Annotated in this window: 14 protein-coding genes, 2 tRNA genes and 3 rRNA genes; 12 read left to right on the forward strand and 7 right to left on the reverse strand. The window is 41.1% G+C overall.

Features of this window, described 5'->3' with window-relative positions; all coding sequences use genetic code 11:
• Positions 1-100 precede the first annotated feature (100 nt).
• Positions 101-1,531, forward strand: coding sequence for a chromosomal replication initiator protein DnaA (gene dnaA / locus AC6H0V_RS00005; RefSeq protein WP_497561650.1), 1,431 nt, complete (start codon positions 101-103; stop codon positions 1,529-1,531).
• A gap of 479 nt (positions 1,532-2,010) precedes the next feature.
• On the opposite strand, the gene AC6H0V_RS00010 is transcribed toward dnaA, so the two are convergent.
• From AC6H0V_RS00010 to AC6H0V_RS00035, 6 genes are all read right to left on the reverse strand, one after another.
• Positions 2,011-5,265, reverse strand: coding sequence for a S41 family peptidase (locus AC6H0V_RS00010; protein WP_497561651.1), 3,255 nt, complete (start codon positions 5,263-5,265; stop codon positions 2,011-2,013).
• 40 nt (positions 5,266-5,305) lie between these two features.
• Positions 5,306-5,845: an NUDIX hydrolase gene (locus tag AC6H0V_RS00015; protein WP_497561652.1), complete on the reverse strand. Its 540-nt coding sequence runs from the start codon at positions 5,843-5,845 to the stop codon at positions 5,306-5,308.
• A 2-nt stretch (positions 5,846-5,847) separates the two neighbouring features.
• Positions 5,848-6,240 carry a hypothetical protein gene (locus AC6H0V_RS00020; RefSeq protein WP_497561653.1) on the reverse strand — a complete coding sequence of 131 codons (393 nt, stop codon included), beginning with the start codon at positions 6,238-6,240 and terminating at the stop codon, positions 5,848-5,850.
• A gap of 50 nt (positions 6,241-6,290) precedes the next feature.
• Complete coding sequence (locus AC6H0V_RS00025; RefSeq protein ID WP_497561654.1) at positions 6,291-7,070, reverse strand: TPM domain-containing protein; 780 nt, start codon at positions 7,068-7,070, stop codon at positions 6,291-6,293.
• Positions 7,071-7,517 (reverse strand): TPM domain-containing protein, encoded by a 447-nt coding sequence (locus AC6H0V_RS00030; protein WP_497561655.1) that lies wholly within the window; start codon positions 7,515-7,517, stop codon positions 7,071-7,073. It lies immediately after the preceding gene.
• Positions 7,518-7,591: 74 nt separating this feature from the next.
• A complete protein-coding gene (locus AC6H0V_RS00035; RefSeq protein ID WP_497561656.1) occupies positions 7,592-8,176 on the reverse strand; it encodes a LemA family protein in 585 nt (194 codons plus the stop codon).
• Between the two features lie 182 nt (positions 8,177-8,358).
• On the opposite strand from AC6H0V_RS00035, the gene AC6H0V_RS00040 reads away from it, so the two are divergent.
• From AC6H0V_RS00040 to AC6H0V_RS00090, 11 genes are all read left to right on the forward strand, one after another.
• The gene (locus AC6H0V_RS00040; RefSeq protein ID WP_497561657.1) at positions 8,359-9,900 is read left to right on the forward strand and encodes an NAD(P)/FAD-dependent oxidoreductase; all 1,542 of its coding nucleotides are present in this window, start codon (positions 8,359-8,361) and stop codon (positions 9,898-9,900) included.
• Positions 9,901-9,933: 33 nt separating this feature from the next.
• Positions 9,934-10,401, forward strand: a complete 468-nt coding sequence (locus AC6H0V_RS00045; RefSeq protein ID WP_497561658.1) for a DinB family protein — start codon at positions 9,934-9,936, stop codon at positions 10,399-10,401.
• A gap of 54 nt (positions 10,402-10,455) precedes the next feature.
• Positions 10,456-10,815 carry a CoA-binding protein gene (locus AC6H0V_RS00050; protein WP_497563397.1) on the forward strand — a complete coding sequence of 120 codons (360 nt, stop codon included), beginning with the start codon at positions 10,456-10,458 and terminating at the stop codon, positions 10,813-10,815.
• A gap of 938 nt (positions 10,816-11,753) precedes the next feature.
• Positions 11,754-13,273 (forward strand): 16S ribosomal RNA (locus tag AC6H0V_RS00055).
• A 202-nt stretch (positions 13,274-13,475) separates the two neighbouring features.
• Positions 13,476-13,550: transfer RNA gene (locus AC6H0V_RS00060), tRNA-Ile, on the forward strand.
• Positions 13,551-13,566: 16 nt separating this feature from the next.
• Positions 13,567-13,640: transfer RNA gene (locus AC6H0V_RS00065), tRNA-Ala, on the forward strand.
• A gap of 224 nt (positions 13,641-13,864) precedes the next feature.
• A 23S ribosomal RNA gene (locus tag AC6H0V_RS00070) occupies positions 13,865-16,745 on the forward strand.
• Between the two features lie 78 nt (positions 16,746-16,823).
• Positions 16,824-16,935 (forward strand): 5S ribosomal RNA (gene rrf / locus AC6H0V_RS00075).
• Together the 16S, 23S and 5S rRNA genes with 2 tRNA genes alongside form the textbook arrangement of a ribosomal RNA operon.
• Before the next feature lie 308 nt (positions 16,936-17,243).
• Positions 17,244-19,034, forward strand: coding sequence for a S8 family serine peptidase (locus tag AC6H0V_RS00080; RefSeq protein WP_497561659.1), 1,791 nt, complete (start codon positions 17,244-17,246; stop codon positions 19,032-19,034).
• Positions 19,035-19,283: 249 nt separating this feature from the next.
• A complete protein-coding gene (locus AC6H0V_RS00085; protein WP_497561660.1) occupies positions 19,284-20,153 on the forward strand; it encodes a hypothetical protein in 870 nt (289 codons plus the stop codon).
• Between the two features lie 20 nt (positions 20,154-20,173).
• Positions 20,174-23,056, forward strand: a complete 2,883-nt coding sequence (locus AC6H0V_RS00090; protein WP_497561661.1) for an outer membrane beta-barrel protein — start codon at positions 20,174-20,176, stop codon at positions 23,054-23,056.
• A gap of 94 nt (positions 23,057-23,150) precedes the next feature.
• On the opposite strand, the gene AC6H0V_RS00095 is transcribed toward AC6H0V_RS00090, so the two are convergent.
• Complete coding sequence (locus tag AC6H0V_RS00095) at positions 23,151-24,269, reverse strand: sensor histidine kinase (protein ID WP_497561662.1); 1,119 nt, start codon at positions 24,267-24,269, stop codon at positions 23,151-23,153.
• Between the last annotated feature and the right edge of the window lie 13 nt (positions 24,270-24,282).

A 24,282-nucleotide genomic window follows, 5' to 3' on the forward strand; every position in this document is an offset into this window, starting at 1 on the left:
TGTTTTTTTTGTTGATAATTTTTTGAATATTCGATGACTCGAAAGTGCATGTCCGTAATGCGCTTATTAAGACTGAAAACCAACAAATTATAGAATAACAATGGAAAAAACTTGTACCGAAGTATGGAAGAACTGTCTTCAAATAATTAAGGATAACATTCCGAACCAAAGTTTCAAAACTTGGTTCGAACCGATATCAGCACTTAAATTAGAAGGCAAAGTTTTAACCATCCAGGTGCCTAGTTTATTTTTTTACGAATGGCTCGAAGAACACTATGTGGGCCTGCTTCGTAAAACTGTAAAAAAGCAATTGGGAGACGAAGGCAGATTAGAATACAATATCGTTGTCGACAAATCGTCGAACAGCGGATCTCCTTACACTACAAACATGCCCTCTAACGGAAATGGGGCAGAAGCAAAAATGCAATCAATGCCAATACCGGTATCTATAAATAAGGATATTAAAAATCCTTTTATTATACCTGGATTGAAAAAACTGAATGTAGATCCACAACTAAATCCTAACTATACCTTCGAAAATTATATTGAGGGAGATTGCAATCGTTTGGCCCGCTCTGCAGGTTACGCTGTTGCAGCAAAGCCAGGAGGAACATCATTTAATCCATTAATGGTTTATGGTGGTGTTGGTTTAGGTAAAACGCATTTGGCTCAGGCTATCGGTAACGAAATTAAGCGCAGTATGCCAGATAAACTGGTGATCTACGTTTCGTGTGAAAAATTCTGCCAGCAATTTGTTGATTCATTAAAGAATAATACGATCAATGATTTTGTGAATTTTTATCAGGCAATGGATGTGATCATCATGGATGATGTGCACAACTTTGCGGGCAAAGAAAAAACACAGGATATCTTCTTTCATATTTTTAACCATTTGCACCAATCGGGTAAACAGGTAATCCTAACCTCAGATAAAGCTCCAAAAGATTTAGCTGGATTGGAAGAAAGGTTATTAAGCCGTTTCAAATGGGGGCTCTCCGCTGATCTGCAGATTCCTGATCTAGAAACCCGAATTGCCATTCTTAAAAAGAAAATGTATGCCGATGGTATTGAGCTGCCAGGAGAAGTAGTAGAGTACGTTGCACATAATATAGATAATAATGTGCGTGAGCTAGAAGGAGCAATGGTTTCGTTATTGGCACAATCTACGCTAAATAAAAAGGACATTGATTTAGCTTTGGCTAAACAAATGCTGAAAAACTTTATCAAAAATACTTCAAAAGAGATTTCTATGGAGTATATCCAGAAATTGGTGTGCGAATACTTTGAAGTACCAATAGATATGGTAAAATCGCAAACACGTAAACGTGAAATTGTGCAGGCCCGTCAAATCTCGATGTACTTATCTAAAAGCCATACCAAATCATCATTAAAAACAATTGGTGCTTTCTTTGGCGGGAGAGATCACTCTACAGTAATCTACGCTTGCCAAACAGTAGAAGATCTAATAGAAACAGATAAGAAATTTAAGGCTTACGTAAACGATATCCAGAAGAAACTTAAAATGAGTTAGCTTTAATTAGCTAATTAACCAATTAGTGACGGGGAGCGGAGTGTAGTAACTAACTTCTAAAGCTGTCCGTCTGAGGTCCTCGAAGATCAAAATGATACCCTTCGACAAGCTCAGGGTAACCAATTGGGTATAATCTCAATAAGCGATACAATCGCTGTTCTCGCGCATCCTCGTTACAAACGAGGACGAGTAGGGGGTTAAGCAAACTAATTCATTTTGATTTAAGCATAAAAAGCCTCCAACTAGGAGGCCTTTTATTTTATACTTAAATAAAGCTTTTTTGACCAATTAGGTACATAGAATACATAGATTATATTCCCTATGTTATGTATGTTTCTATGTGGTTTAATTCTAATAAAGCCTCCAACTAGGGAGGCTTTATTTTTATATTTAATTATAGCTGTTTTGACTACATAGGAACAAAGAACACCTAGATATTTTCCCTATGTTATCTATGTTTCTATGTGGTTTATTTCTTTTTACTTTTTTGTAACCCTCAACATTTCCTTAACGGCCGCTTCAATCTGTGTATCTTTTCCTGAAAGGAAAGATTCGTAGGGAAGGGTAACTTTAATATCTGGTTCAACCTGTAAATTTTCAGTAGTTCGGCCCTCTTTGCCAATAGTGCCAATCATTGGAATCCCGAATACGATTGTAGGATCTATTTGTGTTTCCCACCAAACCGCGGTTCCTGTACCAGCCACGGGCATTCCGATCAGTTTTCCGGTTCCTGTTTGTTTATAGATATACGGAAATATAAAAGCATCGCTGTAATTGCTTTCACTCATTAGAACTGTGCTTGGCTTGGTCCATGTTCCAGCCGGTTCAGCACCTTTAAGCGGATTGCCTTGAGAGGTAAAGGTTAGATAGGATTTGCCACTTAAAAATGCATTCAGGTCATTGTGAAGCCAACCGCCTCCATTAAATCTAGTATCCACAATTAAGGCATCTTTTTCTTGGTTTATGCCCAGAGCTTCGTCGTAAAAATTACGGTAACTACCATCATCCATTGCTCTAACATGTACATATCCTATTTTTCCGCCGCTAAGCTGATCAACCATCTTCCGCATGGTTTTAACCCAACGTTTGTACATGAGTTCATTTTCTTCTCCGCTAGAAATAGTTTTTACGGTTTCATCAAATCTCACCTTAGCTATTGGATCATAAATACTCAAGAGCAAAGTTTTACCAACTTCTCTATTCAGATATTTGGCCCAATCATCTGCTGCAGCAATTTCATTACCATTAATTTTTTCAATAATGTATCCTGCTTTAATTTTGGAAGTCGAATTATCAAGAGGACCCGAAGTTAAAACCTCAGCAATCTTGATCCCTTGTTCAGCATAGGTTTCGTCTATTAACACCCCCAACGAAGCGGTTTGGTCTGGAGCGACTGGGCGGGGCCCATATCTTCCACCCGTGTGCGATCCGTTTAACTCTCCCAATAGCTCGCTCAACAATTCCTGAAAATCAAAGTTATTAGAGATATGCGGTAAAAACTTGGCATAACCAGCTTTGTAGGCATCCCAGTTAACGTTATGCAGTTTCGGGTCATAAAATTTCTCTTTTACTTGGCGCCAAACATGTTCAAAGATATAAGCGCGTTCGCCAACGGTATTCAACGTTATTTCTCCATTGATGTTGATAGGGGATATTTTTCCGCTTTCTGCATCAACCTTAACCAAACGGCCATTGTTGCTCACAAAGAGAGATTTTCCATCCTTACTCATTTCAATACCACTAGGAGATCCGCCCAATTTTGCCAAAATCTTCGTGTCGCCAGTGCGTGGCTCGGTTACCCATAAATCATATCCATACTCAAATTGTGATAAATAAAAAATCTTACTTGCCTCGGCATTTATCGCATAATCGCTAATTGAAGAACTATTTATCGTTAATTTAACTATTCTATTATCTAGCTCATTTATATCCAAGTTAACAATTGGTTTGATGGTATCTGTTTTAATGGGTTTGGCCACAGCTTTAAGTGGTGTTTTGGTAGTCGTGTCTTTTTTAGTTGCCTCGGTTTCTTTCCAAAGATTAAATTCATCTTTGGAGAGCTTAAAATTGTCGTAAGCCGCCTTATCAAAAAAAGCAATGTACACATCAGTCTCAGACGACCCTTGCATAGCTAAAGATTTTCTTCCATTTTTACTGCTCATCCACGTGATTGCCTTCCCGTTCAATGCCCATTTCCCATTTGATTCTCCAAAACCGCTATTAATAGGGTGTTTAATCTCACCAGAACCATCTGCTTTAATCAGGGCAAGGTTATTGGCGAAAAAATAGCCTTTTTGATCATCAACGATCATCCACTTACTGTCTGGGCTCCATCTAAATCCCCAATCGCCATCACTGTACGAATGGTTATGCCCTTCAGGAAGCAAGGTCCTAGTGCTTTTCGAGGCAATGTTATAAACCTTTAATACATTCCTGTTTTCTATATAGGCTATTTCTTTGCCATCCGGAGAAAATTCTGGTTGATAATCTTCTGCAGTAGTTGCAATAATTGCCTCTTCTTTTAACACAGTTGATGCATAAAAATAAGGCTCTGATGAACGTAGCTTTACCGTTTTGAAAATATCCCAACTTGCATTTCTTTCTCCAGCATAGATTAAACTTTTGCCATCGGGCGACCAAGTTACCGACCGCTCTTGTTGAGGTGTATTGGTAATTCTTTTGGTCTGGCCGTTTTCTACGCTGGAAACAAAGATTTCTCCCCGCGAAACAAAAGCAATTTCCTTTCCGTTCGGGCTGGGTGCAAATTCACTGATATTGGTATTAATTGGAATATTCTTCTCTATTTCGGCAGTAGTCTCATTTTGGATTTGTACGGCTATTTTATGTGGCTGTGCATTCGGAGTCATCACATATATTTCTCCATTATTTGTAAAGCATAGGGTATTATTAGCAGCAATGCTAAGATTTCTAACCGGATAATCTTTAAATGAAGTGAGTGGCTTTGCTATTCCGCCGGTGGGTAGGCTGTACACATTTTGAGTCCCATCTTTTTCGTTCAAATAAAATACCTGATCATCATTTGCGCTATATACGGGCTCACGGTCTTCGCCCTCGAAGTCTGAAAGTTTTTTATAGGTACTACTTTTAAGATCTAGTTCCCAAATATCCCGAGTTACCGCAGATGTGTGATGTTTCCTAAACGCATCTTCATATCCTTTTCTATCCTGGAATACAATTTTAGTTCCCTTGCTATTGTAATGGGCATTTTCAGCCCCTGCAGCGCTAACCAGTAAGGGTCGGCCTCCAGTGACAGCCACAGTATAAAGATTTAAAAATAACCCTTTATTTGGGAAACGTACACTCGCCGCGGTTGATTGATGGCCCGAAGAAAACAACACACTCTTACTATCGATCGTAAAATCTGTCGGATAATCGTTGGCACTATTAAATGTTAAGCGTTTAGCACTTCCTCCATTGATAGGTAAAACAAAAACGTCGAAGTTTCCATAACGGTTGCTCGCAAATGCAATAAACTTCCCATCATGGCTCCATACCGGCATCTGATCATGGTATTCGGAAATGACTAATGGAGTAGCAACGCCACCTTCGGCATTAACTTTATAAATGTCACCTTTGTAACCAAAAACAATGGTTTTTCCGTCTGGAGATAGCGAAGGGTAACGCAGCCATAAAGCATTGGTCTGTGCAGATGCCCAAAATGCCAGGCATGTAAAAACCGAGGTGAATAAAATTCGGGTTAAATTAAATTTCATAATGAGAACATTTTTGTTAAAAAATAAGATATTGATAGATTTAAATTTTTGTCAATCCGTAATGAAGTCCAGCCACATGAAGTGCCTGATCAATTTTATTGGTTGCAAGTAGTTGTTTAACTTCTTCAATGGTATACTCTTCTACATTTAGAATCTCATGGTCATCCAAATGCTGTTGATGGGTTTTAATCCCCCCCTTTAACAGATAGGTAAAGGTTTTATTAGTTGATGTTGCGGGATTTGGGTACAATGTGGCAATGAGTTCACAACTTTCAAAAGTGTAACCCGTTTCTTCTTGTAGCTCGCGTATAATTGCTGTTTCGGGCTCTTCGCCATCATCAATTACGCCCCCAGGTATTTCCAGGGAAATAATATCAGCAGCATAACGATATTGCCTCACTAAAATAACTTTGTTTTGTGCCGTTAAAGCAATGGCATTAACCCAATTTGGGTATTCTAATACGTAATAATCATTTTTTACTGCCCCATTCTGTAATTTACAGGTATCTACCCTCAGTGTTGCCCACTTTTCTTGAACCAAATATTTCTTGGCCAGCGTTTGCCATTTTAATATCTCCATCTTTAAATATATTGCTTGATGTATTTCTGACGTCCAAGATTAATTAAATGCACAATCTGGTATTGATTGGCTAAGTAGGAATAAACAAGGTCTAATTTTAGAGCAATCAATTGTGAAGTGATCATGTAGTTTTCAAAATCGAGCTCAGCAAAAAGGAAATCGCTTAATGAGTTTAATTTTTCTGGACCAAGGTTTGAAGTATTTAGCCAATTGATAAAATCTTCATCATCAGGGCTTAGCAGTATGTATTTTTTGAGTTTAAAGCTTGTTAACAACGTTTCGTCAAAAAGTGCTTCGGCTTCTTTTAACCGCAGTTCTTTCTTTAGACCAACAATTCTTGCTAAAACCTGCGCAAGTTTTTCGATTTCTGAGGTGATGAGATCTCTTTTATACACGTTAATTAAATTTTAGACTTACGGAGTTTCAAGACTTCGTAAGTCTACAGTTACCAGCTGCCACTGCTTCCGCCGCCGCCAAAACTTCCACCGCCAAAACCACCACTTCCAAACCCTCCTCCGCCGCTACTTCCGCCTCCCCAACCTCCGCCAGAACTACGACCTCCACCTAACAAAGCTCCAAATAATAAAGCCTCTGCAACGCCTCTTCCACCAATTACTTGATTTCCGCCGCCCCCGCCACCTCTTCTAATAATGGCTGCGATGATGATAATGATAATAATAACTATAAGTCCAGCTCCGCTTCGACCACTGCTTTTTGATTTCGTTTTTGGATTGTCGTTTTTATATTCTCCTTTAATTAAGGAAATGATAGAATTTGTACCTGCATCAACTCCGGCATAATAATCCCCTTCTTTAAAAAATGGTTTAATATCATTTTCAATAATCCGTTTTGTATAGATATCGGGCAATGCCCCTTCTAATCCATAACCTGTTTGGATAGACATTTTTCTATCGCCCACGGCTACTAATAAAATTACACCGTTATTTTTAGCCTTTCCACCAATCCCCCATTTTCTGCCCAATTCCAGTGCATATTCATTGATGTCATAATCTCCAACAGATTTCACAATCACTACCGTTACCTGGTTAGTGGTAGAATCTTCAAAGATTTTTAATTTTCTATCTAGGTTTTCGATTTGATCTGCAGTAAGTGTATTCCCAGTTAAATCGTTTACCAAAGCATACGAACTTGGCTTTTCTGGAAATTGGGCAAATCCAAAGTGATAACTGAAAGTGAAGAGCAATAAAATGATTAATTTTTTCATCTATGATTTAGTTTCGTCTTTATCCATAAAGATAATGTCATTTGGCAGTTCGTTCACGTCGCCATTTTGGTAAGGAAAAAACAAAGCCAGTTTTTCGCCTGCCAAGGCTATACCGGCGATAATTCCTTCAGCAAGATTTCCGCTCAGAAAATGAGCCTTCATGGCAACTTGAGTGGTTTCCCAAAAATCATCTGGAACAACGGTATCAATACCTCTATCGCCTATTATGGCAAATTTTTTATCGTCTGATGCCAAATAGATCAGCACCCCATTGCGTTGCGCGGTTTTATCCATGCCCAACTCTGCAAAATATTGTGTAGCTCGTTCAAAAGCAGTGGTAGGGCAATGTTTCTCTATAGCTATTCTAATTTCGCCAGAAGTAGCTTTCTCGGCATCTGCTATGGTATTGGCAATTAATTCTTGTTCTTCTGTTGTGAAAAGACCCATAATCTGTATCTATAAAAATAAAGGGTAATGTATGCTTAACATAAACATACATTACCCTAAAAGGTTAGCCTATATTAAAATTCTACTTTAGGAGCTTTATCAGCACCAACTTCGGCCACAAATCCAGATTTCTGTTTAAACCCAAACATGCCAGCCCAAATATTGCTTGGAAATGTTCTGATGCTCGTGTTATAACCTTTAACCGCATCATTAAAATCTTTACGAGCAGTTGCAATTCTGTTTTCGGTTCCTTCTAATGCAACCGAAAGATCGCTAAATTGCTGAGTGGCTTTTAATTCTGGATAATTCTCCGTTAAAACCATTAAACGGCTTAATGCCTGTCCAACCTGACCTTGCGCTTCTTGGTATTTAGCTATGTTTTCAGGAGTTAGCTGACTTGGATCGATCTTAATCTGACTTGCTTTAGAACGTGCTTCAATTACTGCAGTTAATGTGCTCTGTTCAAACTTAGCGGCTCCTTTTACTGTACTTACTAAATTAGGGATCAAATCTGATCTACGTTGATATTGGGTTTCGACCTGACTCCATTTGTTTTGAACTTCAACGTCAGATTTAACCAAACCATTGTAGCTATTACATCCGCCGATCAGCGCAATCAAGACTACCACTACAATTATGCCTAATACTATTTTTTTCATGTTATTATTTTTTGTTTTTTAGGTTTCTATTTCAATTTAGATAGCAACATTCATACCTTGTTACGAAAACAGACAAAATACTGACAAGTTGCCACATCAATTAGCTAATTATCCAATTTGCAAATTAGCTAATTAAAAATACATATTTTTGTATTATTCGAGATAAAAACTCGACATCAGCTATGCAAAAAGAAATTGAGATTACTGTTGCACCAGAACATGTAGCAAACCAACAGGTTATCCGCCAAAATTTATCGCGTGCATTAAATATTGTACTCTCTACGATAAATGGCTATAAAATCTTAAAACGTTCTATTGATGCCCGGGCCCGTAAAGTTATTTTTAGGCTACAGGTTAAAGTGTATATAGACGAAGAGCTGCCCGAAGAAACAAACACGCTGTCCTATAAAAAGATAAATCCGAAAAAAACCGTAATTATTGTAGGTGCGGGTCCGGCGGGATTATTTGCTGCACTGCAATGTCTAGAAAATGGCTTAAAACCAATTATTGTAGAACGCGGAAAAGACGTAAAGCAAAGAAGGAGGGATCTAGCGGCAATCAATAAACAAGGGCTCGTAAATACCGAATCAAATTATTGCTATGGCGAAGGGGGAGCAGGTACCTATTCTGATGGTAAATTGTACACCCGTTCAAATAAACGGGGCGATATAAATAAGGTATTACAAATCTTTGTGCAGCATGGCGCTGATGATGATATTCTGATCGATGCCCGACCCCATATTGGGACTAATAAATTGCCGCACATTATTACAGCCATCAGGGAAACTATTCAAGAAGCAGGCGGAGAAGTGCTCTTTGACTCGAAATTAACTGATCTCATTATCGCCAATGGCAAAATAAAAGGCATAATAATCAATCAGGAACAGGAACTTTTGGCGGATGCGGTAATTTTGGCAACCGGCCATTCAGCTCGGGATATTTACGAGTTGCTTCAGAAAAAAAATATATTAATCGAGGCCAAACCATTTGCACTTGGAGTTAGGATTGAGCATCCCCAACATATTATAGACAGTGCGCAGTACCATTGTGACATTAGGAGCGAATTTTTACCTCCTGCATATTACAGTATGGTAGAACAGGTAAAGGCTAGAGGAGTTTTTTCTTTTTGCATGTGTCCCGGCGGAATTATAGCGCCCTGTGCAACTGAACAGGATGAAATTGTAGTTAATGGATGGTCGCCATCAAAAAGAAATAACCCATTTGCTAATTCTGGTACGGTAGTTCAGGTTACCTTAAATGATGTGCAGGGTTATGATCCCTTACGAATGCTTAACTTTCAATCTGAAATCGAAAAACTGGCGTTTGAGGCCGGTGGGGGTAAGTTAGTGGCTCCAGCACAGCGGATGGTAGATTTTGTAGAAAACAAATTATCAATTGATCTACCTAAGAATTCCTACCTCCCGGGTACTAAAAGTGTAATGCTGGATAACATCCTTCCAGATTTTGTGGCAAGTAGCTTAAAATCCGCACTTCCCTTATTTGGAAAAAAGATGGCCGGATATTACACCAATGAAGCCATTCTAGTGGGTGTAGAAAGCCGAACCTCTTCACCGGTTCGTATCCCAAGAGACAAAGAAAGCTATCAGCATCCCCAAATTATCGGACTGTATCCTTGCGCAGAAGGAGCAGGTTATGCTGGAGGTATTGTTTCGGCTGCAATAGATGGGATCAATTGTGTAAATGCTATTGTAAACAATTCTTAAAAGTTAAACGTTATTCCTTAAATCTTTCTTGGCATGATAAATTTAGTTGATGAAATTCAAAAGGCATATAACGGCGATGCTTGGCATGGCAATAATACATTGAGCTTAATTCGTTCTGCAAATCCACAAAAAGTGTTTAATCACCCCATTCCCAATGCCCATTCTATTGCCGAACTGGTGCTTCACCTAACCGCGTGGACGGAAGAAGTAGCCGATCGTTTAAATGGAGCGTTGGCCAAAGAGCCTTTAAGGGGCGATTGGCCTATTCCATTAGTGCAATCAGAAACCGAATGGGAATTGATGTTGAGCGATTTCGAAAAAGCAAACACCAAGCTGATTGCTCTGTTGGAGGATTTTCAGGCACCAAATTGGACTGTCCCTGTTAAAGATGAAAGAAACCCGCCGCTTGGTACAGGTGTTAATAATGCGCAATTAGTAAATGGACTGATCCAACATCATGCCTATCACTCTGGGCAAATAGCCTTATTGCTGAAGTTCTAATCTGTGTAAATCCAAGTTAATCTGTGTAATCATAAATAAATCTGAGTAATCATGATCAAAAAAACTCTTATCATAGGCGCCACCCCAAATACAGATCGCTATGCCTACCGAGCGGCGCATATGTTGGTGGCAAAAGGGCACCCAATTGTAAACATTGGAATAAAGCAGGGCGAAGTAGCAGGGGTAAAGATAGAGAAGCCGGGGGAGGTTTATCAAGATATCGATACCATTACCTTATATATAGGTACGGCAATACAGCAAAACTATTATGATTATATTTTGGAAACCAAACCTAAACGTGTAATCTTTAATCCCGGAACCGAAAATCCATCATTCGAAAAAATGCTCGATTTACATGATATCGAACCTGTTGAAGCCTGCACCCTGGTATTGCTAAGCATAGGGCAGTATTAATAAGGTTTAAATGGAAGACGTAAAAGGGAAGAGGGTCGATGTGTGGTGAAGCTATCAGGTGACATGCGAAGGAAAACTGAAGTAGGTTCTGTTTAACTGGACTGCAAACACATCTATAAATTTCTACTCTAAGCCCCTGTGCGGTTAAGCCGCAATCCCCAACTGAAAACTGATAACTGAAAACTGCCTTCTTACGCTCCCACCCAGGTCCTCCGCCAGCTCTTTTCATTTTATTCATAGTGTAAATCATACACTTAGCATTATTTGCTCAGAAAAAGCTACTTCTAGTTTGTAGGTGCAATAATCTTTGCTATCTTTGCATCCCGCTTTGGAGGAAACGGGGGTAAAGAAAAGGAAGAAATAAAAAAGTGGCTGAATATTAGTTACTTATAAGAAACATCAAAAAACTTGTCAAAAAAGTTTTGGGAAACAGAAAATCTTCTTACCTTTGCAACCCGCTACGGAGGTAACGACACAAGGGATACGGAAAGGAAAAGAGAGGTTGATTTTGAATGATGAGAACATAACAGCAGAAACGAAAAAAAGTTTCAAGAACTTCAAAAAAAGTTTGCTGGATTAAAAAAGTTTTCTACCTTTGCAGTCCCAAACAAAACGGGAGTTCGCCAGCGGATGTTGGCAGGACATAAAGACAAGATTGAAACATCAGATTTTAAGCCGATGGCCAGAACAATAAAGACTGGCGGGAAGCGAAGATGAACGATGCAACATATACAGATCGCCGCGAGGTAAGATCGGAAAGTTCATTAAAAGGATATCATTATATAGCGTGGCGAGGTTAAACAGGTACAGTTTCAAAGTACATGAAACCAAGCTCGTTTTTAAGGTCTGATTTCATCAGACAACATAATACAGAATACAAGAAGACTATTAATAATTCGTTAGAATAAGAATGGTCAGTGTTCGAACTACAACATTTTACAATGGAGAGTTTGATCCTGGCTCAGGATGAACGCTAGCGGCAGGCCTAATACATGCAAGTCGAGGGGTAGAGCTAGCTTGCTAGCTTGAGACCGGCGCACGGGTGCGTAACGCGTATGCAACCTACCTTTATCTGGGGGATAGCCCGAAGAAATTCGGATTAACACCGCATAACACCTTTCGGCCGCATGGCCGGATGGTCAAACATTCATGGGATAGAGATGGGCATGCGTGACATTAGCTGGTTGGCGGGGTAACGGCCCACCAAGGCGACGATGTCTAGGGGATCTGAGAGGATGGCCCCCCACACTGGTACTGAGACACGGACCAGACTCCTACGGGAGGCAGCAGTAAGGAATATTGGTCAATGGAGGCAACTCTGAACCAGCCATGCCGCGTGCAGGAAGACGGCCCTCTGGGTTGTAAACTGCTTTTATTCGGGAATAAACCCCGCTACGTGTAGCGGGCTGAATGTACCGAAGGAATAAGGATCGGCTAACTCCGTGCCAGCAGCCGCGGTAATACGGAGGATCCAAGCGTTATCCGGATTTATTGGGTTTAAAGGGTGCGTAGGCGGCCTGTTAAGTCAGGGGTGAAAGACGGTAGCTCAACTATCGCAGTGCCCTTGATACTGATGGGCTTGAATTGACTAGAGGTAGGCGGAATGTGACAAGTAGCGGTGAAATGCATAGATATGTCACAGAACACCGATTGCGAAGGCAGCTTACTATGGTCTTATTGACGCTGAGGCACGAAAGCGTGGGGATCAAACAGGATTAGATACCCTGGTAGTCCACGCCCTAAACGATGAACACTCGCTGTTGGCGATACACAGTCAGCGGCTAAGCGAAAGCGTTAAGTGTTCCACCTGGGGAGTACGCCCGCAAGGGTGAAACTCAAAGGAATTGACGGGGGCCCGCACAAGCGGAGGAGCATGTGGTTTAATTCGATGATACGCGAGGAACCTTACCCGGGCTTGAAAGTTAGTGAATGTCCCAGAGATGGGACAGTCCGCAAGGACACGAAACTAGGTGCTGCATGGCTGTCGTCAGCTCGTGCCGTGAGGTGTTGGGTTAAGTCCCGCAACGAGCGCAACCCCTATGTCTAGTTGCCAGCACGTCATGGTGGGGACTCTAGACAGACTGCCTGTGCAAACAGAGAGGAAGGAGGGGACGACGTCAAGTCATCATGGCCCTTACGTCCGGGGCTACACACGTGCTACAATGGACGGTACAGAGGGCAGCCAGCCAGCGATGGTGCGCAAATCTCAAAAAGCCGTTCACAGTTCGGATCGGGGTCTGCAACTCGACCCCGTGAAGTTGGATTCGCTAGTAATCGCATATCAGCAATGATGCGGTGAATACGTTCCCGGGCCTTGTACACACCGCCCGTCAAGCCATGGAAGTTGGGGGTACCTAAAGTACGTAACCGCAAGGAGCGTCCTAGGGTAAAACCGATAACTGGGGCTAAGTCGTAACAAGGTAGCCGTACCGGAAGGTGCGGCTGGAATACCTCCTTTCTGGAGTGGATTAGACCACTTCGCTACGCAAAAATGATAATGATATAACCTTTAAGGAAACACCAAGAAAACAAGCCATCGGCACGATACCATATCGGCAGGGGCGAGATCAGGTGGAAATTACGATTACGAGTTACGATGGACGATTTAAGAAGGAAACGGAACAAATCGCAGATCGGAAACTACATCGAAAAATCTATTTAGTCCCGTAGCTCAGCCTGGTTAGAGCACTACACTGATAATGTAGGGGTCTCCAGTTCAAATCTGGACGGGACTACAGCTAGCGTTTTTTTGGGGGATTAGCTCAGCTGGCTAGAGCGCCTGCCTTGCACGCAGGAGGTCAACGGTTCGACTCCGTTATTCTCCACCCTCACCGGGCACTGTTACAGAAGTGCCGAGCAAATAGCCCCCCGGGGCCGGGACAGAAAAGTTCTTTGACATATTGGAAGAAGTTAATAAGAAGAGCAAACAACAATAGAGACGATTTGATCTGTTGGGGTCTGACGGTAGGGGAGCGATCCCATATCTCACATCTCAATGTTCATATCATATCAAAAAAGCACACGGTGCGGCGCAAAAGGCGCACCAGTGGAAGAAAGTAAGAAAGAGTATACGGGGGATGCCTTGGCTCTCGGAGGCGATGAAGGACGTGATAAGCTGCGATAAGCCGCGGGGATCAGCAAATATGACTTGATCCGCGGATTTCCGAATGGGGAAACCTGGCATGTTGAAGACATGTCGCACACAGTGCGCAAACCTGCCGAACTGAAACATCTAAGTAAGCAGAGGAAGAGAAAATAACAATGATTTCCTGAGTAGTGGCGAGCGAAAGGGAAAGAGCCCAAACCGTTCATGTTACGGCATGGACGGGGTTGTAGGACTGAGATACGGTTACAATGCAGCGAAGTGGAACGGGATGGGAATCCCGGCGGTACAGAGTGATAGCCTCGTACACGTATGCACCATTGGCCCATCAGTATCCTGAGTACCGCGAGGTCGGAGACGCCTTGTGGGAATCTGCCGGCACCATCCGGTAAGGCTAAATACTCCCGAGAGACCGATAGTGAACCAGTACCGTGAGGGAAAGGTGAAAAGAACCCCGAACAGGGGAGTGAAATAGAACCTGAAACCGTATACTTACAAGCGGTCGGAGCGTCCAGGTGGCGTGACGGCGTGCCTTTTGCATAATGAGCCTACGAGTTACTCTTCCCTGGCAAGGTTAAGCGCTGAAGGCGCGGATCCGAAGCGAAAGCGAGTCTGAACAGGGCGCACAGTCAGGGGAGGTAGACGCGAAACCTTGTGATCTACCCATGGACAGGTTGAAGGTGCGGTAACACGTACTGGAGGACCGAACCGATAAACGTTGAAAAGTTTCCGGATGATCTGTGGGTAGGGGTGAAAGGCTAATCAAACTGGGAAATAGCTCGTACTCCCCGAAATGTTTTTAGGAACAGCGTCGGCATAGAGTTATACAGAGGTAGAGCTACTGATTGGGTGCGGGGGAGTCAAATCCTACCAAATCCAGACAAACTCCGAATGCTGTATAATATGGCCGGCAGTGAGGCGCGGGGTGCTAAGGTCACGCGCCGAGAGGGAAAGAACCCAGACCATCAGCTAAGGTCCCTAAATTACCGCTAAGTTGAACTAACGAGGTGCGATTGCACAGACAGCTAGGATGTTGGCTTGGAAGCAGCCATTCATTTAAAGAGTGCGTAACAGCTCACTAGTCGAGCGATCGTGCATGGATAATAAACGGGCATTAAGTGGTATACCGAAGCTATGGGTAATATTTATATTACGGTAGGGGAGCATTCCAGCGGCGGCGAAGTCGCAGCGCGAGCTGCGGTGGAGCTTCTGGAAAAGCAAATGTAGGCATAAGTAACGATAAGGCGGGAGAGAAACCCGCCCACCGAAAGGATAAGGTTTCCTGATCAACGCTAATCGGATCAGGGTTAGTCGGGGCCTAAGGGGAACCCGAAGGGGATACTCGATGGACAACGGTTTAATATTACCGTACTCTTTATAGATGCGATGTGGGGACGGAGTAGTGGAACTGCCGCGAACTGACGGAATAGTTCGTTGAAGGCCGTAGGTATAGGGACTGTAGGCAAATCCGCAGTCCTTGCTTAAAGCCGATAGTACCGTGGACCTTCGGGCGAACGGATAGCGCAGGTAATCAGACTTCCAAGAAAAACCGCTAAGCTCCAGTCTATAAGGACCCGTACCGCAAACCGACACAGGTATCCGGGAAGAGAATTCTAAGGTGCTCGAGTGAATCATGGCTAAGGAACTCGGCAAAATGGCCCTGTAACTTCGGGAGAAGGGGCGCTCCGCGCAAGCGGAGCCGCAGTGAAAAGGCCCAGGCGACTGTTTAACAAAAACACATGGCTTTGCAAAATCGAAAGATGAGGTATAAGGCCTGACACCTGCCCGGTGCTGGAAGGTTAAGAGGGGATGTCATCCGCAAGGAGAAGCATTGAATCGAAGCCCCAGTAAACGGCGGCCGTAACTATAACGGTCCTAAGGTAGCGAAATTCCTTGTCGGGTAAGTTCCGACCTGCACGAATGGTGTAACGATCTGGGCGCTGTCTCAGCCATGAGCTCGGTGAAATTGTGGTCCCGGTGAAGACGCCGGGTACCCGCAACGGGACGGAAAGACCCCATGCACCTTCACTACAGTTTAACATTGACATTGGGTACAGGATGTGTAGGATAGGTGGGAGGCTTTGAAGCGGTGTCGCCAGGCATCGTGGAGCCGACGTTGAAATACCACCCTTTCTGTATTCGGTGTCTAACCCCGCCAAGCGGGGGACATTGTTTGATGGGTAGTTTGACTGGGGTGGTCGCCTCCAAAAAGGTAACGGAGGCTTTCAAAGGTAAGCTCAGTACGCTTGGTAACCGTACGCGGAGTGCAATAGCATAAGCTTGCTTGACTGTGAGGCAGACAAGCCGAGCAGGGTCGAAAGACGGATATAGTGATCCGGTGGTTCTGCATGGAAGGGCCATCGCTCAAAGGATAAAAGGTACGCTGGGGATAACAGGCTGATCTCCCCCAAGAGCTCATATCGACGGGGAGGTTTGGCACCTCGATGTCGGCTCGTCACATCCTGGGGCTGGAGAAGGTCCCAAGGGTTCGGCTGTTCGCCGATTAAAGTGGCACGCGAGCTGGGTTCAGAACGTCGCGAGACAGTTCGGTCCCTATCTGTTGTGGGCGTAGGAATTTTGAGTGGGGCTGACCTTAGTACGAGAGGACCGGGTTGGACCAGCCTCTAGTGAATCTGTTGTTCCGCCAGGGGCATTGCAGAGTAGCTACGCTGGGAACAGATAAGCGCTGAAAGCATCTAAGTGCGAAACTGGCCACGAGATGAGAATTCCTTATAGGGCCGTAGAAGACTACTACGTCGATAGGATACAGATGTAAAGGTGGCGACACCACAGTCGAGTATTACTAATAGCCCGAAGCTTTCATCAAGGCAAATGCTGTTTGCTCTTCTGAAAAGACTTCTTTCAATAATATGTCATCATATGCCCCCTTGGGGCATAAGGAAATTCAGGTGCCTATATCGGCGGTGTCCACCTCTTCCCATTCCGAACAGAGAAGTTAAGCCCGCCAGAGCCGATGGTACTGCAGTAACATGTGGGAGAGTAGGTCGGTGCCAGATCTTAAACGCCCCATCACGAAAGTGGTGGGGCTTTTTTATGCCCCTTTTTTCCCGCCAGAATTGCCTCACTATAAGTATCACGCCATACAAGTCTTAATCAGCTAGATTACCTACTGGCATTCTTCATATTTATTCTTACATTTAATAGGTGTTTGGATATAGCACTATAGATCAACAAACCCCTGATACATAGCCTTTGAGCTTCCTAGAGCTTGATGTTAAATATTTGTTAAAAGCCAGAGAATCTTCGGTCTAAAAAAATTAAAACCGTATTATTGTAAATTACGTTAGTCTTAAAAAAGTTTATTATGAAATTAAAGATTAGTTTATTTTTTGCATTCTTTATATCGATAGGTGTTAGCGCATTTGCACAGGATAAAAATGTAATTCTTCCTCCAAATTGGTTTAATCTCGATCTAACTACCGATGGTTATTTTGGTGTTAGTACAGAAAAAGCATATAATGAATTGCTAAATAGTAAAAAACCGAAGCAAAAAATTATCGTCGCGGTTATTGATGGTGGAACTGATATAAATCACGATGATTTAAAAGATGCATTGTGGACAAATACCAAGGAAATTCCCGGTAACGGAATAGATGATGACAAAAATGGATACATTGATGATATACATGGATGGAATTTTCTAGGTTCTAAAAACGGAAACCTTACTTATGACAACCTCGAATTGGTTAGAATAAAGAGAAAGTTTGAAGGGAAATATAGATCTACTATCCCTAGTACGGTATTGGACAGTACGGAAAAGAAGGAATATTTGCTCTATAAGAAAGTATTAGCCGATTTCGGAAAGAGATATGATGAAGCCAGTTCCACTTTTCCTATCTATATTGTGATTAAAAAAGTAATGGACTCCGTTGCTATGATGAATAAGAAGACGATACCTTCAATAGAAGATATCGAGAAGTATACCCCAGATGATGAGACAGAAGAACAGGTTGTTAGAATTATAAAAAAGGGTGTCCGCGAAGATGGAGGTATGGAAAAATTCTATAAAAATATTCAAAAAGGTTATCATGAATTGGAAACAATGTTAAAATATAACCTAAACGAAAATTATGATCAACGTAAGGAACTTATCGGCGATGATTATGCAAATTCTTCACAAAGATTTTATGGAAACAATGATGTAATGGGTCCAAGTGCCGATCATGGTACCCACGTTTCGGGTATTATAGGAGCCAACCGAACTAATAATCTTGGGATTTTAGGTGTTGCAAATAATGTAAGTATCATGACCATCAGAGTGGTACCAGAAGGCGACGAACGTGATAAAGATGTGGCTAATGGTATTCGTTATGCGGTGGATAATGGAGCCAGAATTGTAAACATGAGTTTTGGAAAAGGATACAAATGGGATAAAAAAGCAGTGGATGAAGCCGTTAAATATGCAGAATCTAAAGGTGTTTTATTGGTTCATGCCGCCGGAAACGATAACAATAACAATGATATCGAAGAAAACTATCCTAATAAATATTATGACAGTCCGGAAGCGGAGGCATATGCCAAATTGCATAAAAAACGCCCAGAAACTGGATTTACTCCCCCAAAACCTGGCGATATGCCTGGACAGCAACCAGGACAATATGGACAAGGTCCAGGAATGAACGGAAATCGTCCAGATCCGTTTGCGAAACCAGCACCATTAGACTCAAATAAATTTTTATTGCCCCATGCTAATAACTGGATAGAAGTGGGTGCCAGTACCTATAAGGATAATGAGGAATTAAAAGCCTCATTCTCTAATTATGGTAAATATAATGTAGACGTTTTTGCTCCAGGATTTATGATCAACTCTACAGTACCGGGCTCTAAGTACGATGAATATGATGGTACTAGTATGGCTTCTCCAGTTGTTGCCGGAGTAGCAGCATTAATTTTAAGTTACTATCCTGACCTTTCTCCTACTCAGCTGAAAGATATTATCATGAAATCCGTAACTAAAGTAAAACACAAGGTTAAATATAAAAATGAGAGAGGAGAAAACATACGTGTTCAGTTTTCAGAGATCTGCGTAAGCGGTGGAGTTGTAAATGTTTATAATGCTCTAAAGTTGGCCGAAACCTATCAGCTTTCCAAATAGTTTAATCCAATGATTTTAAATCCCTAGACAACCCTAGGGATTTTTTTTATGCTTCCTCATCCCATTAATGGTAACAATTTGGAGAGATGATGATGTTGATTAAACTAAAAAGTACGTTTGTATTCATAAATCGAACATTATACTCTTCTTAGTTAAATAGAGCAGTAATTTTTGATTTTTAGAATTAAGCCATTGCCTTATTTTAATGTCTATCAATTTAATGACGTGTTAATAATATCAATTAATATAATGAAGAAAATCTTACTTACTTTTTTTTGTCTACTTGCCTTGAATACCTTTGCACAGAAACTACCAGATGTTCAAGTATCAAGTTTACCCTCACCAGCCAACTTAAGGATAGATGGAAAATATAACGAATGGAATGATACCTATGCTGCAGAAAATAAACGAACTGAAGTATTTTATACTTTAGCCAATGACGACAAAAACCTCTATTTGGTTTTAAAGTCTGCAACTTCGGCCGTTGCCAATAAGATTATGTTAGGCGGTATCACCTTTACGATAAATAAAGAAGGTAAGAAAAAGGAAAAAGATGCGATTTCGGTTACTTATCCATTAGTGGTAAGAACCAGAAATCAAGGCGGGCGAAGTGGACAGTTCCAAGGACAGAATAGAGGTGGGGGTGCGCAAGGCGGCGCACCAAATAGAACTCAACTAACCCAGCAACAACGAGATTCAGCTTCTTTAATTCAACGTAAAACAGCACTTGCCACAGTTAAGGAAATAAAAGTTTCGGGTATTAAGGAAATCACCGATACATTGATTTCGATTTATAATGAATACGGATTAAAGGCCGTGGGTTCATTCGACCAACAAGGTGCTTTCGTTTATGAACTTGCTATTCCATTAAGCTTATTGGAACTATCTGCCGCTGATGGGAAAGATTTTGCCTATCAAATTAAACTTAATGGTATGGCTGCTATGAATTTCGGCGGCAATGGTGGTGGTGGCGGAGGTAATTTTGGCGGCAATGGAGGAGGAAGACCAAATGGAGGTGGAAATTTTGGAGGGGGTGGAAACCTGGGTGGTGGCCAAAATATGCAAGATTTAATGACCCCTACAGATTTCTGGGGAAAATATACGCTCTTAAGAAAATAATCAATATATCTATATCCTTTATGACTAATCAATACCCATTTATTTCTTCAAAATTGCTTAAAGGATTAATTTATGCTTTTTTAACGATAGGTTTAGGGCAGACAGTTTATGCGCAAACACCGCAAAAAACTCCCCCAGCTCCTCTACTAACGCGGGAGATTAGCGGAATTGTTAAAGACACTTTAGATTTGGGTGTTCCTGGAGTAACCGTGCGGTTAACTTCTACCCTTGATACTTTGGTAGCTGCTACTAACTCCGATGGAATTTTTGTATTTAAAAAAGTAAAATCAGCAACCTATACCTTGTCGGTTAGCATGTTGAGCTATAAGCCATTAATTGCAAAATATAAACAAAATGATGCCGTTCCCAGAATTGTTATGGACCCCATCATTTTAAAGTCTGACGTGAATACGCTAAATACCGTTGTTATAAATGGAACGCCATCCATCACCTATAAAACAGATACTGTAGAATATAGAGCCAAAGATTATATTGTTAGAGAGAATGCAACAGTTGACGAGCTATTGAAAAAGATGGAGGGGATGGAAGTAGGGACAGATGGAACTTTAGTGCATCAAGGTCAGTCGGTTACAAAAGCGAAAATTAACGGTAAAACCTATTTGGGAGGTGATGTGGCCAATGCTATCCAGAATTTGCCAGCAGAAATTGTAGAAAAGATCCAAGTGGTTGATGATTATGGAGATCAGGCCGCAAGGACAGGAGTAAAAGATGGGGATCCAGAAAAAATTCTAAACATTGTTACCAGAGCCGATAAATCTGTGGGCAACACCGGAAACGCCAATCTAGGAATAGGGAATAATGAGCGATATCAGGGCTCAATTTTCGGCACTCGAATTAATGCCAATCAAACTATAGGGATTAATGCTAGATTAAATAATACGATAAATGGAGTAGCAAATAGTGGAGATAATGGGGGCAACGGTGGGGGGAATAATGGCGGTGGTAGTGGTGGAGGTCGGAATGGCGGCAGCAGCAGTGCCGGCGGTGGCAATAACGGCAGTGGAAATTCGTCTGGAGGAAGTGGTGGCACAACTACTAATGGAAGTGGAGCCTTTTCTTTTAGAGATAACCTAAGTAAAAAGGTTAAGGTAAATGCAAACTATCGCTATAACTTCAATAACGTCAATTCTCTAAATAGTAGCCTTACTGAACGTTTAACCAAGGATGGATCTTTATTTATCAATAATGATAGTAGGGGAGATAACGATAGTAAATCACATAATTTTAATTTTGAACTTGAGGCAGATTTAGATAGCAACAATTACATTAAATTCACTCCATCGGTAAATTATACATCTTCATTAAATGGCAGTCAGTTTTCTATCTTTCAAAATGGAGCAATTCATCAAGATCAAATTGGTTCAAATACGAGTACTAATACCCGACCTAACGTAGAGGCAACTTTATTTTACCAGCATTTATTTGCAAAAAAAAGGAGGAACTTGTCTGTTCAGCTCAGCCTAAACATCGCTAATCAGCAATCTGAACAGGATCGAAATTCAAATACGGTAAGTTATTTAGGTACAACCGATGTAGTTGATAAGCAGTTATTGCTTCATCGCTTGGTAGAACGCGACAATTTACAGAACACCTATCGCGCTAGCTTAACCTATGTGGAGCCAATAAATGAAAAATCGCAATTTGAATTCAACGGCCAAGTTAATTATAACGGATATGACAATAAGGCAACGTCTAGTAATATTAATGCGGGAGGATCAACCCAGATAATAGATTCACTGAGTAATATCTACGATTACTCTTTTACACAGAGTAGAATTGCCTTAAATTATCGTTATGGACTAAGTAGTAGCTCTAAAGTTAAATTTTCTCTTGGTGTTACTGCAGTTCCCGGTCTATTAAGTGGCACGAAAGTGAGCTTAGGTACAACAACGCACAGAAGTAGCTTTAATCTAATTCCCATAGCTAGATTTCAATATTCATGGTCTCGCCAACATAGCATGCAAATTAACTATTCTGGTAATGCTAATGAGCCTAGTTTTGACCAGATCCAACCGGTTCGTGATGTTTCAAATCCACAGAGTCCAGTTGTAGGTAATCCTAACTTAAAGGTCACTTTTAATCACTCAATCAATGCTAACTACAATAATTATATCGCCAACTCAAAATTAAATTATTCGGTAAATATGAACGCTACTTTCGTTAACAATGCTGTAGTAAGAAATGCGGTAAGAATTGTTCAAGATGGAATTACCGTGTATGAAACCAGGTATTTAAATATGTCGGGGGTATATAGGGTAGGAGGAAATTATTCGATAAGCAAACAATTAGCCAATAGGAAATACAATCTTTCGTTAAATGGAAGTATTAACCATAACCATAATGTAGCAGTTAGCGATAATTTGGAATATACTTCTTCGGTATGGAATATGAACAATCGTTTTGGACCACGGATCAATCCTAACGAATGGATTGAAGTTAATCCGAATGTTGGTTATAGCTTTATCAAATCCAACAGTACTTTGCAAACATCTACTGGAAACCTAACAAAAACGCTTTCTTTTAACATTGATGGAAAATTTATTGCTTGGCAAACTTGGATAATTGGATACAGTGCAAGTAAAAACTTCGTTTCGGGGATAAATGCGAATGTAACGGCTAATCCATTCGTAATAAATAGTTATTTACAGAAAGAGTTTTGGAAACGTAGAGCTACTTTAACTGTACAGGCCTTTGATTTATTGAACCAAAATAATTTTGTTAATCGGAACATCGGGGATGATGGTACGATCACAGATACTAAAACGAATGCTTTAAGCCGTTATTTCATGGTACGGGCAAGTATTCGCCTACAAAAATGGTCGGGCGTTAAACCACGGAACGGTAGGGAAGTAATGAGAAGAGGAGATGGTAGCTTTAACTAGGAGAAGACTAGGATTAATAGGATTATAGGATTACAAGATTAGGTTTGCCAGCTAAGGAAAGGCTAGGAAGCGAAGATTGTAGGATTACCAAGATTTATGCTTTTGCCAGACTTACATAAAAAGTGGTGCCTTTATCTAACGAACTTTCGAACCAGATTTTCCCATGTTGGAGCTCGACATAGGTTTTAGCCAGTTTTAGCCCTAAACCAAGCCCTTTTTCATTGTTAGTGCCATAGGTGCCTTTACTTTTTAGCAAAAATAGAGTCTGTTTTTTTTCATCGCTAATTCCTATTCCTGTATCACTAATAACGATTAAACAGGTATTGCCCTCTGCTCTAGCACTTAATTCTATCCTGCCACCGGGCGATGAAAATTTTATCGCATTGTTTACTAAATTTCTTACAATGAGCTGCAACATGTCAGGATCAGCAAATGCCCTAAGCTCCAGATTTGGGACGTAGTTTAGCTCAATTCCCTTTTCTCTCGCTAAACTGTTTTGAAACTGAATGGTATGGTTTAAGGTTTGATGAACATAAATAGGAATTAAATTTATTGAAATACCATCCATCTGATCTCTTGACCAAGAAAGGATATTCTGCAACATTTCAGAAGTTTGTCTGGTAGAGGCCAATAGATTTTTTTCGATGGCTATTTTTTCATCTTTGCTAAATTCCAGTTCATTTAATAAGGAAAGGTAGTTTTCTATGGATGCTAGGGGCGCTTTTAAATCGTGTGCCACAATAGAAAATAGTTTGTTTTTAGTTTCGTTGCTCTCTTCTAATTCCACTAATCTACTTTGTGCCAGTTCTTTTTCGCGATTATAGCTCCTTTTCATAAACAAGGTGATGAGGATCACCATAAGAATTACTTCAAAAAAAGTTTGCGCAAGATCTAAAAGTTTGTGTTTTGGGTTATCATATAGATTTTCTACCACTTCAGGGTACTGATATTCTATCGTCAATAACACGATAAGCAGAACGATATTAAGTGGAATCCAAATCCAAAACTGCTTCTTTGAGAGTACTAATGTGAGGATAAAGATAATAAGGATGAAGGTAAAAAGGTTCACGCCATTTGATGCCGAACTCGCAAAATAGGTGCCCCCGCATAAAAGATTAAAGGCAAAGGCCGAAATTACTACAGCAACATTTAATTTATTTCTGTACCTAGATAGAAAGTAACAGAGAAAAAGAACCCCGATCAAAAGGAACATTAGTAGGCCATAA

The sequence above is a fragment of the Pedobacter sp. NO84 genome, assembly GCF_059703915.1.

What these genes read in the sequence shown, in the direction of transcription:
- dnaA (WP_497561650.1), top strand. Translation starts at nt 101, where the DNA reads ATGGAAAAAACTTGTACCGAAGTATGGAAGAACTGTCTTCAAATAATT.
- AC6H0V_RS00010 (WP_497561651.1), bottom strand. Translation starts at nt 5,265, where the DNA reads ATGAAATTTAATTTAACCCGAATTTTATTCACCTCGGTTTTTACATGC.
- AC6H0V_RS00015 (WP_497561652.1), bottom strand. Translation starts at nt 5,845, where the DNA reads ATGGAGATATTAAAATGGCAAACGCTGGCCAAGAAATATTTGGTTCAA.
- AC6H0V_RS00025 (WP_497561654.1), bottom strand. Translation starts at nt 7,070, where the DNA reads ATGAAAAAATTAATCATTTTATTGCTCTTCACTTTCAGTTATCACTTT.
- AC6H0V_RS00030 (WP_497561655.1), bottom strand. Translation starts at nt 7,517, where the DNA reads ATGGGTCTTTTCACAACAGAAGAACAAGAATTAATTGCCAATACCATA.
- AC6H0V_RS00035 (WP_497561656.1), bottom strand. Translation starts at nt 8,176, where the DNA reads ATGAAAAAAATAGTATTAGGCATAATTGTAGTGGTAGTCTTGATTGCG.
- AC6H0V_RS00040 (WP_497561657.1), top strand. Translation starts at nt 8,359, where the DNA reads ATGCAAAAAGAAATTGAGATTACTGTTGCACCAGAACATGTAGCAAAC.
- AC6H0V_RS00045 (WP_497561658.1), top strand. Translation starts at nt 9,934, where the DNA reads ATGATAAATTTAGTTGATGAAATTCAAAAGGCATATAACGGCGATGCT.
- AC6H0V_RS00080 (WP_497561659.1), top strand. Translation starts at nt 17,244, where the DNA reads ATGAAATTAAAGATTAGTTTATTTTTTGCATTCTTTATATCGATAGGT.
- AC6H0V_RS00085 (WP_497561660.1), top strand. Translation starts at nt 19,284, where the DNA reads ATGAAGAAAATCTTACTTACTTTTTTTTGTCTACTTGCCTTGAATACC.
- AC6H0V_RS00090 (WP_497561661.1), top strand. Translation starts at nt 20,174, where the DNA reads ATGACTAATCAATACCCATTTATTTCTTCAAAATTGCTTAAAGGATTA.
- AC6H0V_RS00095 (WP_497561662.1), bottom strand. Translation starts at nt 24,269, where the DNA reads ATGTTCCTTTTGATCGGGGTTCTTTTTCTCTGTTACTTTCTATCTAGG.